We start from the raw sequence: 16,048 nt of genomic DNA on the forward strand, positions 1-16,048 counted from the left end.
AACACATGAAAATCGCAATCCTCCCGGGCGACGGCATCGGCCCGGAAATCATTGAACAGGCCGTCAAAGTCCTCAACGTGCTCGGCGAATCGTTCGAACTCGAAACCGCCCCCGTCGGCGGCGCCGGCTACGCGGCCCACGGCCACCCGCTGCCAGAAGGCACGCTGACGCTGGCCAAGGCCGCCGACGCCGTGCTGTTCGGCGCGGTGGGCGACTACCAGTACGACAATCTCGAGCGTGCACTGCGCCCCGAGCAAGCCATTCTCGGCCTGCGCAAGCAGCTGGGCCTGTTCGGCAACCTGCGTCCGGCCATCCTGTACCCGGAACTGGCCGGCGCGTCCACGTTAAAACCTGAAGTGGTGTCGGGCCTGGACATCCTGATCGTGCGCGAACTGACCGGCGACATTTATTTCGGCCAGCCGCGCGGCGTGCGCGAGTGCCCGGACGGTCCGTTCAAGGGCCAGCGCGAAGGTTTCGACACCATGCGCTACGCCGAAGGCGAAATTCGCCGCATCGCCCACGTGGCGTTCCAGGCCGCGCAAAAGCGCGGCAAGCGCCTCACCAGCGTCGATAAAGCCAACGTGCTCGAGACGTTCCAGTTCTGGAAGGACATCGTCACCGACGTGCACAAAGAATACCCGGACGTCGCGCTCGACCACATGTATGTCGATAACGCCGCCATGCAGCTGGTGCGCGCGCCGAAGAAATTCGACGTAATCGTCACCGGCAATATGTTCGGCGACATCCTGAGCGACTGCGCAGCGATGCTCACCGGTTCGATCGGCATGTTGCCATCGGCCTCGCTCGACGCCAACAACAAGGGCCTGTACGAGCCGTCGCACGGCTCGGCGCCCGACATCGCCGGCAAGGGGATCGCCAATCCGCTGGCGACGATTTTGTCGGCCGCCATGATGCTGCGCTATACGTTCAACAAGAACGAGCAGGCCGATCGCATCGAAACCGCCGTCAAGTCGGTGCTGGCCCAGGGCCTGCGCACCGCCGACATCTTCGAGCCGGGCACCACGAAAGTGGGTACGGCAGAGATGGGCAACGCGGTGGTGAAAGCGCTGGCAGCCTGAGACGCGGTGGTGTCATGCAGGTGGCGTATCGTATAAATAATATTCAAGGATTAAAAATGAAACTCGTAGGTCTCGTAGGTTGGCGCGGTATGGTCGGTTCGGTCCTGATGCAGCGCATGCAGGAAGAGGGCGATTTCGCCCATATCGAACCGGTGTTCTTCACGACATCGAACCCGGGCGGCAATGCCCCGGCGATGGCAAAAAATGAAACCAAACTGAAAAGCGCCACCGATATCGACGAACTGAAAAAGTGCGAGATCATCATCTCGTGCCAGGGCGGCGATTACACCAGCGACGTGTTCCCGAAATTGCGCGCGGCCGGCTGGAACGGCTACTGGATCGATGCGGCATCGACCCTGCGCATGGAAAAAGACGCGGTCATCGTGCTCGATCCGGTCAATATGCACGTGATCAAGGACGCGCTGGGCAAGGGCGTGAAAAACTACATCGGCGGCAATTGCACGGTGTCGTGCATGCTGATCGGCCTAGGCGGCCTGTTCCAGCATGGCCTGGTCGACTGGATGACCTCGATGACCTACCAGGCGGCCTCGGGCGGCGGCGCCCAGCACATGCGCGAACTGCTCACCCAGTTCGGCACCATCAACGGCGCGGTCAAACCGCTGCTCGACGATCCGGCCTCGGCCATCCTGGAAATCGACCGCCAGGTGCTGGCCACCCAGCACGGCCTGTCGGCTGACGAGATCAAGCAGTTCGGCGCGCCGCTGGCCGGCAACCTGATCCCGTGGATCGACAAGGACCTGGGCAACGGCCAGTCGAAGGAAGAGTGGAAAGCCGGCGCCGAGACCAACAAGATCCTGGGCCTGGGCGCGGACTTCGGTTCCACGCCGATTCCGGTCGATGGCCTGTGCGTGCGCATCGGCGCCATGCGTTGTCACTCGCAGGCGCTGACCATCAAGCTGAAACGCGACGTGCCGCTCGACGAAATCACCGACATCATCGCGTCTGCCAACCAGTGGGCCAAGGTGGTGCCCAACACCCGTGAAGCCTCGGTGAAAGACCTGTCGCCGGCAGCGGTGACCGGCAGCCTGACCATTCCGGTGGGTCGCCTGCGCAAGATGAGCATGGGGCCGGACTACCTGTCGGCCTTCACGGTGGGCGACCAGCTGCTGTGGGGCGCGGCCGAACCACTGCGCCGCATGCTGCGCATCGTGCTCGACGCGTAACCCCATCGCTCTGAACAGAAGGGGGTTTTCCTATGTATTCTGATAGGAAAACCCCCTTTTTGACGTATAAAGTATGCAGGGTTGTGGCCTGCGGACGTACAACGCTTGCCTCGGTAGGGCCATGATGTTATGTTGATATATCTGGGAAAGTAACATTTTCCCTCTGCTAACCATTTGTCGTTACCACTGCCGCCCACTATGTCCGTAAACAATCGCTCCAGCATCGTCTCATTCGCGTTGAAAACCCTTGTCGGCGCCGTTGCCAGCGCAGTATTGATATCGGCTCACGCTGCTGGACTGGGCAAGCTCACCGTGCTGTCCGCGCTGGGCCAGCCACTGCGCGCCGAAATCGAACTGAGCGCCGTCACCCCCGAGGAAGCCAGCGGCCTGTCGGTGCGGCTGGCCCCGGCCGAGGCCTTCCGCACTGCCAATATCGACTTCAACCCAGCGCTGTCCGCGCTGCGCTTCGAGGTCGAGCGGCGCAACGGCCGCCAGGTGGTGCGGGTGTCGTCGAGCCAGCCGCTCAACGAACCGTTTGTCGACCTGCTGCTGGAGCTCAACTGGAATGGCGGGCGCATGGTGCGCGAATACACCTTCCTGCTCGACCCGCCCGAAATGCGCAACGCGCAGTCGCCGCAGGTGGCCGCGCCGGTGGACCTGGGCCCGGCTCGCACGCCCACCAGCACCACTGGCACCACTGGCACCACCGCGCCGGTCGCGGTCAGGGAGGCTGCTGCTGCCAAGGCGCCTGGCGCCAGGCCGGCGGCCAAGGCTGTTGTCGAGGAAGTCACCGTCAAGCGCGGCGACACCCTGACCGGCATCGCCAACCAGGTCAAGCCAGTCGATGTGTCGCTCGACGTGATGCTGGTGGCGCTATACCGCGCCAACCCGGAAGCGTTCATGGGCAACAATATGAACCGCCTCAAGTCGGGCCAGGTGCTGGCCGTGCCCGATGCCGGCGCCGTCCGTTCCGCTGACGCCAATGCCGCCGCCCGGTCCGAAGCGCGCGGCGTGGTGGTGGCGCATGCGCGCGACTTCAACGCCTACCGCGCCCGCCTGGCCGGGCAGGTCGCCAACAGCACGCCGTCGAAGGATGCCGGCACCGGCCAGAACTCGTCGGGCAAGATCACCGCCAAAGTCGAGGAAAAGCCGAACGCAATCAACGCCGCGCGCGACAAGCTCACCCTGTCCAAGGCCACGGCCGACAAGCCGGGCGAAGGTAAGACCGGCGCCGCCGTCGAAGACAAGATCGCCCAGAAGAAGCAGGTCGACGACGCCTCGTCGCGGGTCAAGGAACTGGAAAAGAACGTCAACGACCTCGAGAAGCTGATGGAGGTCAAGAGCAAGTCGGCCGCCACCGCGCCGGTTGCACCTGCCGTGCCCGCTGCACCGGCTGCAGCAGTGGCTGCTGCCCCGGCCCCGACCAAGATGGCGCCGGTGATTCCGCCGCGTAAGCTCGAGGAGCCTGGACTGCTCGACAAGCTGATGGCAAATTCGCAAATGGTGGGGTTGCTGGTGGCCGCCTTGCTGGTCGCCGTGGTGGCTGCGCTGGCCGTCATGGCCGCGCGCCGCCGCAAATTCGTGGTGCCGCGCGACGAGTCGGGCCCCGACGGCCTCGCTGCTGCGCCGGCCTGGGATCCGGCGCCGGCAGCGCCAGCCGCTGCCGCCGGTACCGCTTTCGCTGCCGGTGCAGTCGAGCCGGTGGCGGGCGACGACCACAGCGTCTTCGACACCCGCGCGGATAACCAGTTTGCCCCGTCCGCCAGTCAGCTCGACAATAACGAAGTCGATCCCGTGGCCGAAGCCGATGTGTACATCGCTTACGGTCGCGACGCGCAAGCCGAGGAAATCCTCAAGGAAGCGCTGCGTAACCACCCCGAGCGCCATGCCGTGCGCCTGAAGCTGCTGGAAATTTACGCCAACCGCCACGACGCCCGGTCCTTCGAGAGCCAGGCATCGGAACTGTATTCGCTCACGCGCGGGCAGGGCGACGAATGGACACAGGCGGCGCACATGGGCCGCGAGCTCGAGCCGGGCAACCCGCTGTACGCCAGCCCTGACGCCGACAGCGCCGACGGCTTCGGCGCCGCGCCGCTGGCCGCCACTGCCGGCGTGGTGGCAGCCGCCACCGCTGCCGCCGCGTACGCCGCTTACGATCATGACACCGATACGGACGCCGACGCCGACGCCGATGCCGACGCTGCGGCAGCCGCTGCCACGGCGGCTGCGGCCGAACCTGCGCCAGCGGCCTACGGCACCGGCTTGAATGACGACCTGGAAACCGCCTTGCCGCAAGCGGCGGACGCCGCCGTGTCGCCGGCCTCGGTGGCCGCACAGGCAAACGCCGCCGACTTCGGCCTGGGCGACCTGGACTTCGCCGCACCGGACCCGTATGCGCAGGATCCGCTCGGCAAAGTGCCGGCCGACACCGCGCCGTTCCTGCAGGATGACGACTTCAACCTGTCGTACGATAAACCGGCGCCGGCACCTGCCGCAGAGCCAGCGTACGATCCGAGCATGGACTTCAGCCTCGACCTGCCGGGCGAACCGACGGCGGCGGCAGAGCCGGTCGGGTTGACCAAGGCCGCCCCGGCAGCCGACCCCGACGCCACCCGCGTGCCGCTGGACTTCGACGCCGCCGACTTCACCATTCCCGACTTGCCGGCCCTGGCCGTGCCGCCAGCCGAACCGGAGCCAGCAGCTGCGCCGGCATCGGCGCCCGCCGTGGCCGACAAAGACGCAGCACCCGAGTTCGACCTCTCCGGCATCGACTTCGACCTGAACAGCGAGCCTGAACCGGTGGAAGCTGCAGAGGCTGACCGTGCCGAGACTGGCCGTGCCGACACTGGCCGTGCCGAGACTGGCCGTGCCGAACCAATGTCCGCATTGCACATGGAAATGGACACCAAGCTCGACCTCGCCGTCGCCTACCAGGAAATCGGCGACAAGGAAGGCGCCCGCGAACTGCTCGATGAAGTGCTGCGCGGCGGCAGCGACGAGCAAGTAGCAAAAGCTACGACGATGAAGGAGCAACTGGGCTAGACGCTATAATGGCCGATTCGTAAATTCAGATTGGGCAGCAATTGAAACGGATCGCAATCGGCCTGCAGTACGACGGCACCGCCTGGCACGGCTACCAGAAGCAGGAAAGCGGCCTCACCGTGCAGGATCAGCTCGAACGGGCCCTGGAGAAGTTCGCCAGGGTGCCGCTGGCCACCACCTGCGCTGGCCGCACCGATACCGGCGTCCATGCGCTCGAACAAGTCGTTCACTTCGATACCGACCTTTCCCGCGATCCGAATGCCTGGCTGCGCGGCGTCAACGCCTTTTTGCCGCCGTCGATCGCCGTGCGCTGGGCCAGGGAACTGCCGGGCGACCCCAGTGTCAACGATTTTTTCCACGCCCGCTTCAGCGCCCGCGCCCGTACCTACCACTACGTGCTGTACAACAATCCCACCCGCTCGCCGCTGCTCGAAGGCCGCGCCGGCTTTTATTTCCGGCCGCTCGACGTCGAACTGATGCAGCAGGCCGTGGCGCCGCTGCTGGGCTGGCACGACTTCACGGCGTTTCGCGCGGCCCAGTGCCAGGCCAAGTCGCCGGTCAAGCTGATGCACGATATCCAGATCAGGCGTCACGGCGAGCTGGTGTTGTTTACCATCACCGCCAACGCCTTCCTGCACCACATGGTGCGCAACCTGGTCGGCTCGCTCGTGTATATCGGTACCGGTCGCCAGCGGCCCGAGTGGCTCGGCGAACTGCTGGTATCGAAAGACCGCCATGCCGCCGCGCCCACCTTCATGCCGGACGGGCTGTACTTGGCCAAGATCGATTACGACCCCAAGTGGGAGCTGCCGCTGGAGACCACGTCGCCGCTGCCCTGGTTCTAAAGGAAATAATGTGAAGCGCACCCGTATCAAGATCTGCGGCCTGACCCGCGTGGAAGACGTGCAGGCGGCGGTCGCCCTGGGCGCCGACGCCATCGGCTTCGTGTTCTACCCTAAAAGTCCGCGCTACGTCACGCCGGAACAGGCCGCCGCCCTGATCGCGGCCGTGCCGCCTTTCGTTACCTGCACCGGCCTGTTCGTCAACGCCACGCCGGAAGAGGTGGCGGCAGTGGTGAAAGTGGCGCCGTTGGCGCTGGTGCAGTTGCACGGCGACGAGAGCATCGAGGAGTCGGCCGCGATTGCAGCGGCCTGCGGGAGACAGTTCCTGCGCGTGTTCCGGGTGAAACCCGACACCGCGCCCGATGATTTGCTAGAATACGAACAGCTATGCCGTGCCGCCAGTCCCTTGTTCACCAGCCTGTTGCTGGATACATATGTGGATGCTTATGGTGGCGCAGGAAAGGGTTTTGATTGGTCTCTCGTTCCAAAAGAGCTCGCGCCTCGGGTCGTTTTGAGTGGTGGCTTGAGCGTACACAACGCCACTGACGCGGTGGTGAGCGTACGTCCCTACGCGGTCGACATCAGCAGCGGTGTCGAAGCAGCGAAGGGCATCAAGGACGCCCGCAAGATTGCCGACTTTATCGCGGCAGTGCGGGCCGGAGACGACCAGCTCGACAGAGCAACCCTGAAAGAACACCACCATGAAAGCCTTGCCTGAAATCGGCGCAGCCGCGCCCCTGTTCCACGCCGCCGACTACGACTTCCCCAGCGCCACCGGCCACTTCGGCCCCTACGGCGGCGCCTTCGTGGCCGAAACGCTCACGTACGCACTGGCGGAACTGAACGCCGCCTACGAACGTTACAGCCACGACCAGGAATTCCTCGAAGAATTCCGTTATGAACTCAAGCACTTCGTCGGCCGTCCTTCGCCGATCTACTACGCCAAGCGCTGGTCCGAAATCGCCGGCGGCGCGCAAATCTACTTCAAGCGCGAAGACCTGAACCACACTGGCGCCCACAAGATCAACAACGTGATCGGCCAGGCCTTGCTGGCCCGTCGCATGGGCAAGAAACGTATCATCGCCGAGACCGGCGCTGGCCAGCACGGCGTGGCCACAGCCACCATTTGCGCCCGCTTCGGCCTCGAGTGCGTGGTGTACATGGGCAGCGAGGACGTCAAGCGCCAGGCGCAAAACGTCTATCGCATGAAGCTGCTGGGGGCGACCGTGGTGCCGGTGGAGTCGGGCTCGAAAACCCTCAAGGACGCGCTCAATGAAGCGATGCGCGACTGGGTCACCAACATCGAAAACACCTTTTATATCATCGGCACCGTGGCCGGCCCGCACCCGTACCCGATGCTGGTGCGCGACTTCCAGTCGGTGATCGGCGAGGAATGCCTGGTGCAGATGCCGGAAATGACCGGCCGCCAGCCGGACGTGGTGACTGCCTGCATCGGCGGCGGTTCCAACGCCATGGGCATTTTCTACCCGTATATCGACCAGAAACAGGTGCGCCTGATCGGCGTAGAAGCGGCCGGCGAGGGACTCGACGGCAACAAGCATTCGGCCTCGCTGAGCAAGGGTTATCCGGGCGTACTGCACGGCAACCGGACGTACTTGCTGCAGGACGAGAACGGCCAGATCATCGAGACCCATTCGGTGTCGGCCGGCCTCGACTACCCGGGCGTCGGCCCCGAGCATGCACACCTGAAAGACATCGGCCGCGCCGAGTACGTGTCGATCACCGATGACGAAGCCTTGCAGGCGTTCCACGATTGCTGCCATATCGAGGGCATCATCCCGGCGCTGGAATCGGCGCACGCGCTGGCGTTCGCGGTGAAACTGGCTGCGACCATGCCGAAGGACAAGATCATCCTGGCCAACCTGTCGGGCCGCGGCGACAAGGACATGCATACGGTGGCGGAGCGGATGGGGCTCAATTTCAGCTGATCTCAAGCTGGAACAATTCTCCCATTCACTTTACAGAAAGCACACCATGTCCCGTATCGCCGCCACCTTTGCCGCCTTAAAAGAACAGAACAAGACCGCCCTGGTCACCTTCATTACCGCCGGCGACCCCGGCCCCACGCTCACCGTGCCGCTGATGCACGCGCTGGTGGCCGGCGGCGCCGACATCATCGAGCTGGGCGTGCCGTTTTCCGACCCGATGGCCGAAGGCCCGGTCATCCAGCGCGCCTGCGAACGCGCGCTGGCGCACGGCGTTGGCATCCGCGACGTTTTTGCTTACGTGGCCGAGTTCCGCAAGACCAACCAGGCCACCCCGGTGGTGCTGATGGGCTACGCCAACCCGATCGAACGCATCGGCCCTGCGGCCTTCATCGCCAGCTCGCAGGCGGTGGGCGCCGACGGCGCCATCGTGGTCGATTACCCGCCGGAAGAGTGCGAAGACTTCGCCGCCGCCATGCGCGCCGCCGACCTGGACCTGATCTTCCTGCTGGCGCCCACCTCGACCGAGGCACGCATCAAGCAGGTGGCGCGCGTTGGCGGCGGCTTCAGCTATTACGTCTCGCTCAAGGGCGTGACCGGCGCCGGCAATATCGACACGGTGGACGTGGCCAACCGCCTGGCGGCGATCCGCGCACACGTCTCGCTGCCGATCGGCGTCGGTTTCGGCATCCGCGACGGCGCCACCGCGCGCGCCGTGGCCGAAGTGGCCGACGCCGTGGTGATCGGCAGCCGCATCATCCAGGAAATCGAACAGCACGGCGCCGAGGGTGCCGTGGCGGCGGTACAAACCTTCGTGGCCGGCATCCGCAGCGCGCTGGACGCCTGAAGGAGCACGATTGGCCGCCATTCAGTATGGCGGCCAATCTCGTGGGTATTTCCCTCTAAAGCCGCATTGCACCCATGACGAAAGTCTAAAATTAATGTATTGCAATGTTCGACAGGGTCGCCAGAAACGGCTACACTTCGGCCACGAGTAAGCTGCAAGGAGAAATGATGAGTTGGTTAGAGAAACTGCTGCCCCCGCGCATACAGCGCACCGACGTTGCCGCGCGCAAGACCATGCCCGAAGGCCTGTGGGTCAAATGCCCGTCGTGCGAATCGGTCCTGTATCGCACTGACCTGGAGTCGAACCTGCACGTGTGCCCCAAGTGCGACCACCACATGCGCATCCGCGCGCGCGAGCGGCTCGACAGCCTGCTCGACGCCGGCGGCCGTTATGAAATCGGCATGGATACCCTGCCGGTCGATACCCTGAAATTCAAGGACAGCAAGAAATATCCTGACCGCCTCAAGCAGGCCATGGAAGCCACCGGTGAAACCGACGCCATGATCGTCATGGGCGGCGCCATCCTCAGCATGCCGGTGGTGGTGGCGTGCTTCGAGTTCGAATTCATGGGCGGCTCGATGGGCTCCGTGGTGGGCGAGCGCTTCGTGCGCGGCGCGCAGGCGGCGCTGGAACAGAAAGTGCCGTTCATTTGCATTACCGCCACCGGCGGCGCGCGCATGCAGGAAGGCCTGCTGTCGCTGATGCAGATGGCCAAGACCACCTCGATGCTGACCAAGCTGGCCGAGAAAAAGCTGCCGTTCATCAGCGTGCTGACCGATCCGACCATGGGCGGCGTGTCCGCCTCGTTCGCCTTCATGGGCGACGTGGTGATGGCCGAGCCGAAAGCGCTGATCGGCTTCGCCGGCCCGCGCGTGATCGAGAACACCGTGCGCGAGAAGCTGCCGGAAGGCTTCCAGCGCTCCGAGTTCCTGGTCACCAAGGGCGCGATCGACATGATCGTCGACCGCCGCAAGATGCGCGAAGAAATCGCCCGTCTGCTCGCCTTGTTACAGAACCAACCAGCTGAAGTAATAGCCTAAGGGACCTCGCAAACCGTAGCGAGCGGTTCGTTATCGTCGGGAGTAGCGCAAGCGTACGCAGGTACGCTGAGCAACGCAGCGGCGATAGCGGATCGCGCAGTAGGTTTGCGAGGTTCCCACCACGCGGCGCGCAATCGGATATGATCCTGCGCGCCGTTTCTTATTTTAGAGCCACATCATGTCCAATCTCCCCACCACCTTGCCTGCCTGGCTTGCGCTGCTCGAAGCGCGTCATGCCGAAACCGTCATCAACATGGGCCTTGACCGCGTGCTTGCCGTCAAGGAGCGCCTGCAACTGGCATTCACTTGCCCCGTGATCATGGTGGCCGGCACCAACGGCAAGGGTTCCACCTGCGCCATGCTCGAGTCGATCCTGCTGCGCGCCGGCTACAAGGTGGGCCTGTACATCAAGCCGCACTTCCTCGACTTTAACGAGCGCGCCCGCGTCAATGGCGAGCTGGCCACCGACGCGCAACTGGTGGCAGCGTTCAACGCGGTCGAGGCGGCCCGTGGCGATACCACGCTGACGTACTTCGAGTTCACCACCCTGGCCATCATGGGCCTGCTGGCCGGCGCCGGCATGGACGTGGTGATCCTGGAAGTGGGCCTCGGCGGCCGTCTCGATGCGGTCAACATCGTCGACGCCGACGTGGCGATCGTCACCAGCATCGATATCGACCATACCGACTACCTGGGCGACACGCGCGAGGCCATCGGTTTCGAAAAAGCCGGCATCTTCCGCGCTGGCAAGGTGGCGATCTGCTCCGACCCGGTGCCGCCGCAAACCCTGATCGACCACGCCGCAGCCATCGGCGCCGACCTGTGGCTGATGGGCCGCGACTTCAATTACTCGGGCGACAAGCAGCAATGGAACTACGGCGGCCGCTCGCAGCGCCGCAATTCGCTGGCGTACCCGAGCCTGCGCGGCGCCAACCAGATCCTCAACGCCTGCGCCGCGCTGGCCGCGCTCGAGGCGCTGCGCATCGAGTTGCCGGTGGGCGCGCAGGAAGTGCGTACCGGCCTGGTGACGGTGGAACTGCCGGGCCGCTTCCAGGTGCTGCCGGGCCGGCCGACCGTGATCCTCGATGTGGCCCACAATCCGCATGCGGCCTCGGCGCTGAACCAGAACCTCGGCAACATGGGTTTTCATCCTTACACCTTTGCCGTGTTCGGCTCCATGCAGGACAAGGATATCGACGGCGTGATCGCCGCCATGTCCGAGCATGTCGATCACTGGTGCCTGGCCACCTTGCCATCGCCGCGCTCGGCCACGGCGTCGGAACTGGCCGCCAAGGTGCAGCTGGTGCAGGAAGACAAGGCCGAACGGACCATCAATATCTTCGACGATCCGGCTGCGGCGTACGCAAATGCGGTCAGCCGGGCCGGGGAGAATGATAGAATTGTGGTCTTTGGATCTTTCCTCACCGTTGCCGGCGTCATGGCGGCGCGAAAATCCTCATTCCATTGAACACACAGGACTGAAATCACGCATGGGCTTGTTCTCGAAATTCGGCAAAAACAAGCAAGAATCGGCCCGGGACAGCGGCTATTACACCAGTGCCGATGACCAGGCCGCGCTCGAGCGCGCCCGTTCCAAGCGCGCCACCGCCGACGACGGTCCGCGCCGCCGAACGCGCGACCGCGAAGCCGACGATCCGGTCTTGCCCGAAAAGAAACGCGCACGCCGCCGCCTGGTTGGCGCCATCGCGCTGGCGCTGGCGGTTGCCGTCGGTTTGCCGATGGTGCTCGATTCCGAGCCCAAGCCGCTGGCCTCCGATATCGACATCAAGATCCCTTCCAAGGAGCGCACGACCGACGCGCCTGCCCGCGCACCCGCGCCGATTGCCGACCGCGACACACTCGACAGCCGCGAGGAAATCGTCGACGACGCCAAGCCCGATGCCAAGCCGGCCGCAGCTTCGGCGAACAAGCCCGCTGCCAAACCCGAAACCGGCCTGTCGGCGCAAGCCCAGGCGCATTCCGACGAACTGGACCGCTCGGTAGCCGCCAGCGAAGCGCGCGCCAAGGCCGAGGCCGACGCCCGCAACAAGCAGGAAGCCGACCGCCGCGCCGAGCAGGAGCGCCGCCGCGAGGCCGAGCGCAAGCTGGCCGAAGCCAAGGCCGCCGCCAAAACCGATGCCAGGGCCGACGCCAAGGCGGATGCCGACGCCAAGGCAAAAGCCAGGGATGAAGCCAAAGCCAAGGCGGACGCCAGGGCCGAGGCCGACCGCAAGCTGGCCGAGTCGCGCGCGGCCGAGGCCAAAGCGGCCAAGCTTGCCGCCGCCAAGCCGGCCGCCGACAGCAAGCAGTCGCAAGATGCGCGCGCACTGGCCATCCTCGAAGGCAAGACCGCCAAGCCTGCATCGGCGGCCCCTGCAGCGGACGCCGGCCAGAAATTCGTGCTGCAGGTGGCCGCGCTGAGCGACCAGGCCAAGGTCAGCGAATTGCGCGAACGCCTCAAGCAGGCCGGTATCAGTTCGTACACGCAAAAAGCGCCGTCGGGCGAGGTCACGCGCGTGCGCGTGGGTCCGTTCAGCAGCAAGGAAGAGGCGGAAAAAGTTCGTGCCAAGCTGCAGAGCATGGGCCTGGCCGGCCGCCTGGAAACCGTCTGACCGGCACGGTACGCCTGATCAGCGCGAGCTTGTCGTGACCATCTTCGATTACATCGTGATCTTCGTGCTGGCGGCTTCGGTTGTCATCAGCATGGTGCGCGGACTGGTCAAGGAAGTGCTGTCGCTGTTGAGCTGGATCGTGGCCTTCGTGGTGGCCAATGCCTACGCTGCGCACCTGGCGGTACTGCTGCCGGAGGTGGTGCCGGGCGAGGTGCTGCGGCTGATCGTGGCGTTCATCGCCCTGTTTATCGGCGCGCGGATTCTGATGGGCTTGCTTTCCATGGTGCTGGGCGTCTTGATCGACGCTGGCGGCCTGAGCCTGTTCGACCGGCTGCTCGGCGCCGTGTTCGGTCTCGGCCGTGGCCTTGTAATTGTGCTGGCCGCCGTCATCTTGGGTGGCATGACCGCATTGCCGCAAGAGGCACTCTGGAAGGATGCGTTGCTCAGCCCGTATTGCGAGCTGGGCGCGCGCGTGGTCAAGGACTACCTTCCCGCCGCCATGGCGCAGCACGTGAATTTTTGAAGTTTACAATTTTTGAGATACCGTTTTTAATCTGCAGTCCAGTCCAGGAGCATCAACATGTGTGGCATCGTCGGCGTCGTCTCCCATCAACCTGTCAACCAACTGCTGTATGACGCACTGCTGCTGTTGCAGCACCGCGGCCAGGATGCGGCAGGTATCGCTACCAATCACAGCAGCATGTTCGCCATGCACAAGGCCAACGGCCTGGTGCGCGACGTCTTCCGCACCCGCAATATGCGTACGCTGCAGGGCAACTCGGGCATCGGCCACTGCCGCTATCCGACCGCCGGTTCGTCGAGCGAGGAAGAAGCGCAGCCGTTCTACGTCAACGCACCGTTCGGCATCACCTTGGCCCACAACGGCAACCTGACCAACTGGGAACAGCTCAAGGAAGAGATGTTCAAGAACGACCGCCGCCACATCAACACCGATTCCGACTCGGAAGTGTTGCTCAACGTGCTGGCCCACGAAATCCAGAAGGCCACGGTCGATATCTCGATCGACGCCGAAACCATTTTCCAGGCAGTGACCGTCTTGATGCGCCGCGTCCGCGGCGGCTATGCGGCCGTGGCGCAAATCGCTGGCGTTGGTTTGCTGGCCTTCCGCGATCCGTACGGCATTCGTCCGCTGTGCCTGGGCATCAATGAAACCGAGCAAGGCAACGAATACCTGATCGCGTCCGAATCGGTGGCGCTCGAAGGCATGGGCTTCCGCTTCGTGCGCGATATCGCGCCGGGCGAAACCGTGTTCATCGACAACGACAAGCAGCTGCACACGCGCCAGTGCGCCGACAACCCGTCGCTCAACCCGTGCGTGTTCGAATTCGTGTACCTGGCCCGCCCCGACTCGGTCATCGACGGCGCTTCGGTGTACAGCACGCGCCTGAAAATGGGCGAATACCTGGCCAAGAAAATCCAGCGCGAAGGCCTGGCTGACGATATCGACGTGGTCATGCCGATTCCTGATTCGTCGCGTCCGGCAGCGATCCAGCTGGCGCTGGCGCTGGGCAAGGAATACCGCGAAGGCTTCATCAAGAACCGCTACATCGGCCGTACCTTCATCATGCCCGGCCAGGCTGCACGTAAAAAATCGGTGCGCCAGAAGCTCAACGCGATTCCGGACGAGTTCAAGGACAAAGTGGTGCTGCTGGTGGACGACTCCATCGTGCGCGGCACCACCAGCCGCGAGATTGTGCAAATGGCGCGCGACTCCGGCGCCAAGAAAGTGATCTTCGCTTCGGCTGCGCCACCGGTGATCTACCCGAACGTGTACGGCATCGACATGCCGACCCGCGACGAGCTGATCGCCCACGGCCGCACGGTGGAAGAAGTGTGCCGCGAGATCACCGCCGACGCCCTGGTGTACCAGGACATCGAAGCGCTCAAGCAGGCCATTTCCGACGTCAACCCGGAGCTGACCAGCTTCGAGGCGTCGTGCTTCGACGGCGTCTACATCACCGGCGACGTCAGCCGCGAGTACCTGGACAAGCTGGAAAACGAGCGCAACAACCCGACCAAGGCCGCCAAGCCGGAAGACGCAGGCCGCTCGCAGCTGAACCTGAACCTGGCCAACGAAGGCTGATGACGTTTTACCCCGCACACCCACGTCATGGGGTCTGACCCAGCAGGGGTCCGACCCCGGTTGTGGCGGTGCGGGTTTGAATTGGGCAGACCATGACCGACAAGAAAAACTACGGCTTCACCACCACCATCCTGCACAACGACCGCCAGAAGGGCATCGAGCACGGATCGCTGCACAAGCCGATCCACACCTCGGTGGCTTTCGGCTACGCCGATGCGCGCCAGCTAGCATCGGTATTCCAGGGCAAGGAGCCGGGCTTTCGCTACGGCCGCCAGGGCAACCCGACCATCGCCGCGCTGGAAGACAAGGTCAACCAGATGGAGCAGGGCGTGGGCACGATCTGCTTCGCCACCGGCATGGGCGCGATCGGCGCCGTGTTCCAGGCGCTGCTGCGTACCGGCGACCACGTGGTGTCGTCGTCGTTCTTGTTCGGTAATACCAACAGCCTGTGGCAAACCACCATGGCGCAGGGCGTGGGCGTGTCGTTCGTCGATGCCACCGACGTCGCCAACGTGGCGGCGGCCATCACCGACAACACCCGCGTGGTGTTCGTGGAAACCATCGCCAACCCGCGCACGCAGGTGGCCGACCTCAAGCGTATTGGCGAACTGTGCCAGGCGCGCGGCATCCTGTACGTGGTCGATAACACCATGACCACGCCGTATTTGTTCCGGCCCAAGTCGGTCGGCGCCGGCCTGGTGGTCAATGCACTGACCAAGTCGATCGGCGGCCACGGCAACGCTTTGGGTGGCAGCATCACCGATACCGGCGCCTATGACTGGACCCGGTTCCCGAACATCTACGAGAACTATAAAAAGGCGCAGCCGCTGCAATGGGGCCTGGCGCAAATCCGCGCCAAGGCGCTGCGCGACTTCGGTGCGTCATTGGCGCCAGAGGCCGCGCACCATATCGCGGTGGGCGCCGAAACCCTGGCGCTGCGCATGGAGCGCACCAGCAGCAACGCGCTGGCGCTGGCCAGGCTGCTGGAATCGGACGAGCGCGTGGCGGCGGTGTACTACCCGGGCCTGGCCTCGCATCCGCAGCATGGCATCAGCTCCGAGCTGTTCCGCAAGCATGGTTCGCTGCTGAGTTTTGAACTGAAGGACGGCATCGACTGCTTCGATTTCCTCAATCGCCTGAAACTGGCGATTCCGGCATCGAACCTCGGCGACACGCGCACCCTGATCATCCCGGTGGCGCACACGATCTTCTACGAGATGGGCGCCGAGCGGCGCGCGTCGATGGGGATTGCGGAGTCGCTGATACGGGTGTCGGTCGGCATCGAGGATGAGGACGACCTGCTGGAAGACTTCAGCTGCGCCCTGGAAGGATGCTGAAAACAAAAAGGACCG

The 16,048-nt window shown here is 64.3% G+C and carries 13 protein-coding genes; all 13 read left to right on the forward strand.

Annotated elements, in window-relative coordinates; all coding sequences use genetic code 11:
* The first annotated feature begins 5 nt into the window (after window positions 1-5).
* Window positions 6-1,079: a 3-isopropylmalate dehydrogenase gene (leuB, locus tag J2X54_RS24285; protein ID WP_310184366.1), complete on the forward strand. Its 1,074-nt coding sequence runs from the start codon at window positions 6-8 to the stop codon at window positions 1,077-1,079.
* Between the two features lie 56 nt (window positions 1,080-1,135).
* Window positions 1,136-2,263 carry an aspartate-semialdehyde dehydrogenase gene (gene asd / locus J2X54_RS24290; protein WP_040377917.1) on the forward strand — a complete coding sequence of 376 codons (1,128 nt, stop codon included), beginning with the start codon at window positions 1,136-1,138 and terminating at the stop codon, window positions 2,261-2,263.
* 237 nt (window positions 2,264-2,500) lie between these two features.
* On the forward strand, window positions 2,501-5,305 hold the full coding sequence (locus J2X54_RS24295) for a FimV/HubP family polar landmark protein (protein WP_310184367.1): 2,805 nt from the start codon (window positions 2,501-2,503) through the stop codon (window positions 5,303-5,305).
* A 41-nt stretch (window positions 5,306-5,346) separates the two neighbouring features.
* Entirely contained in the window at window positions 5,347-6,150 is an 804-nt protein-coding gene (gene truA / locus J2X54_RS24300) for a tRNA pseudouridine(38-40) synthase TruA (RefSeq protein WP_310184368.1), read from the forward strand.
* 10 nt (window positions 6,151-6,160) lie between these two features.
* Window positions 6,161-6,865 (forward strand): phosphoribosylanthranilate isomerase, encoded by a 705-nt coding sequence (locus J2X54_RS24305; RefSeq protein WP_310184369.1) that lies wholly within the window; start codon window positions 6,161-6,163, stop codon window positions 6,863-6,865.
* Window positions 6,849-8,096: a tryptophan synthase subunit beta gene (gene trpB, locus J2X54_RS24310; RefSeq protein ID WP_310184370.1), complete on the forward strand. Its 1,248-nt coding sequence runs from the start codon at window positions 6,849-6,851 to the stop codon at window positions 8,094-8,096. Before J2X54_RS24305 ends, trpB begins: the two co-directional genes overlap by 17 nt.
* A gap of 46 nt (window positions 8,097-8,142) precedes the next feature.
* A complete protein-coding gene (gene trpA, locus J2X54_RS24315) occupies window positions 8,143-8,940 on the forward strand; it encodes a tryptophan synthase subunit alpha (RefSeq protein WP_310184371.1) in 798 nt (265 codons plus the stop codon).
* Between the two features lie 167 nt (window positions 8,941-9,107).
* A complete protein-coding gene (gene accD / locus J2X54_RS24320) occupies window positions 9,108-9,980 on the forward strand; it encodes an acetyl-CoA carboxylase, carboxyltransferase subunit beta (RefSeq protein ID WP_070247838.1) in 873 nt (290 codons plus the stop codon).
* A gap of 178 nt (window positions 9,981-10,158) precedes the next feature.
* Window positions 10,159-11,448: a bifunctional tetrahydrofolate synthase/dihydrofolate synthase gene (folC, locus tag J2X54_RS24325; protein WP_310184372.1), complete on the forward strand. Its 1,290-nt coding sequence runs from the start codon at window positions 10,159-10,161 to the stop codon at window positions 11,446-11,448.
* Between the two features lie 22 nt (window positions 11,449-11,470).
* Window positions 11,471-12,592, forward strand: a complete 1,122-nt coding sequence (locus J2X54_RS24330) for an SPOR domain-containing protein (protein ID WP_310184373.1) — start codon at window positions 11,471-11,473, stop codon at window positions 12,590-12,592.
* A gap of 34 nt (window positions 12,593-12,626) precedes the next feature.
* On the forward strand, window positions 12,627-13,115 hold the full coding sequence (locus J2X54_RS24335) for a CvpA family protein (RefSeq protein WP_070247832.1): 489 nt from the start codon (window positions 12,627-12,629) through the stop codon (window positions 13,113-13,115).
* Between the two features lie 57 nt (window positions 13,116-13,172).
* The gene (purF, locus tag J2X54_RS24340; RefSeq protein ID WP_070247831.1) at window positions 13,173-14,696 is read left to right on the forward strand and encodes an amidophosphoribosyltransferase; all 1,524 of its coding nucleotides are present in this window, start codon (window positions 13,173-13,175) and stop codon (window positions 14,694-14,696) included.
* A 92-nt stretch (window positions 14,697-14,788) separates the two neighbouring features.
* A complete protein-coding gene (locus J2X54_RS24345; RefSeq protein WP_310184374.1) occupies window positions 14,789-16,033 on the forward strand; it encodes a cystathionine gamma-synthase family protein in 1,245 nt (414 codons plus the stop codon).
* The last annotated feature ends 15 nt before the right edge of the window (window positions 16,034-16,048 follow it).

Source organism: Duganella sp. 3397 (assembly GCF_031456625.1).
Classification (GTDB): domain Bacteria; phylum Pseudomonadota; class Gammaproteobacteria; order Burkholderiales; family Burkholderiaceae_D; genus Rugamonas; species Rugamonas phyllosphaerae.

Coding starts and splice junctions, on each gene's coding strand:
- leuB (WP_310184366.1), top strand. CDS start 6: ATGAAAATCGCAATCCTCCCGGGCGACGGCATCGGCCCGGAAATCATT.
- asd (WP_040377917.1), top strand. CDS start 1,136: ATGAAACTCGTAGGTCTCGTAGGTTGGCGCGGTATGGTCGGTTCGGTC.
- trpB (WP_310184370.1), top strand. CDS start 6,849: ATGAAAGCCTTGCCTGAAATCGGCGCAGCCGCGCCCCTGTTCCACGCC.
- trpA (WP_310184371.1), top strand. CDS start 8,143: ATGTCCCGTATCGCCGCCACCTTTGCCGCCTTAAAAGAACAGAACAAG.
- accD (WP_070247838.1), top strand. CDS start 9,108: ATGAGTTGGTTAGAGAAACTGCTGCCCCCGCGCATACAGCGCACCGAC.
- folC (WP_310184372.1), top strand. CDS start 10,159: ATGTCCAATCTCCCCACCACCTTGCCTGCCTGGCTTGCGCTGCTCGAA.
- J2X54_RS24330 (WP_310184373.1), top strand. CDS start 11,471: ATGGGCTTGTTCTCGAAATTCGGCAAAAACAAGCAAGAATCGGCCCGG.
- purF (WP_070247831.1), top strand. CDS start 13,173: ATGTGTGGCATCGTCGGCGTCGTCTCCCATCAACCTGTCAACCAACTG.
- J2X54_RS24345 (WP_310184374.1), top strand. CDS start 14,789: ATGACCGACAAGAAAAACTACGGCTTCACCACCACCATCCTGCACAAC.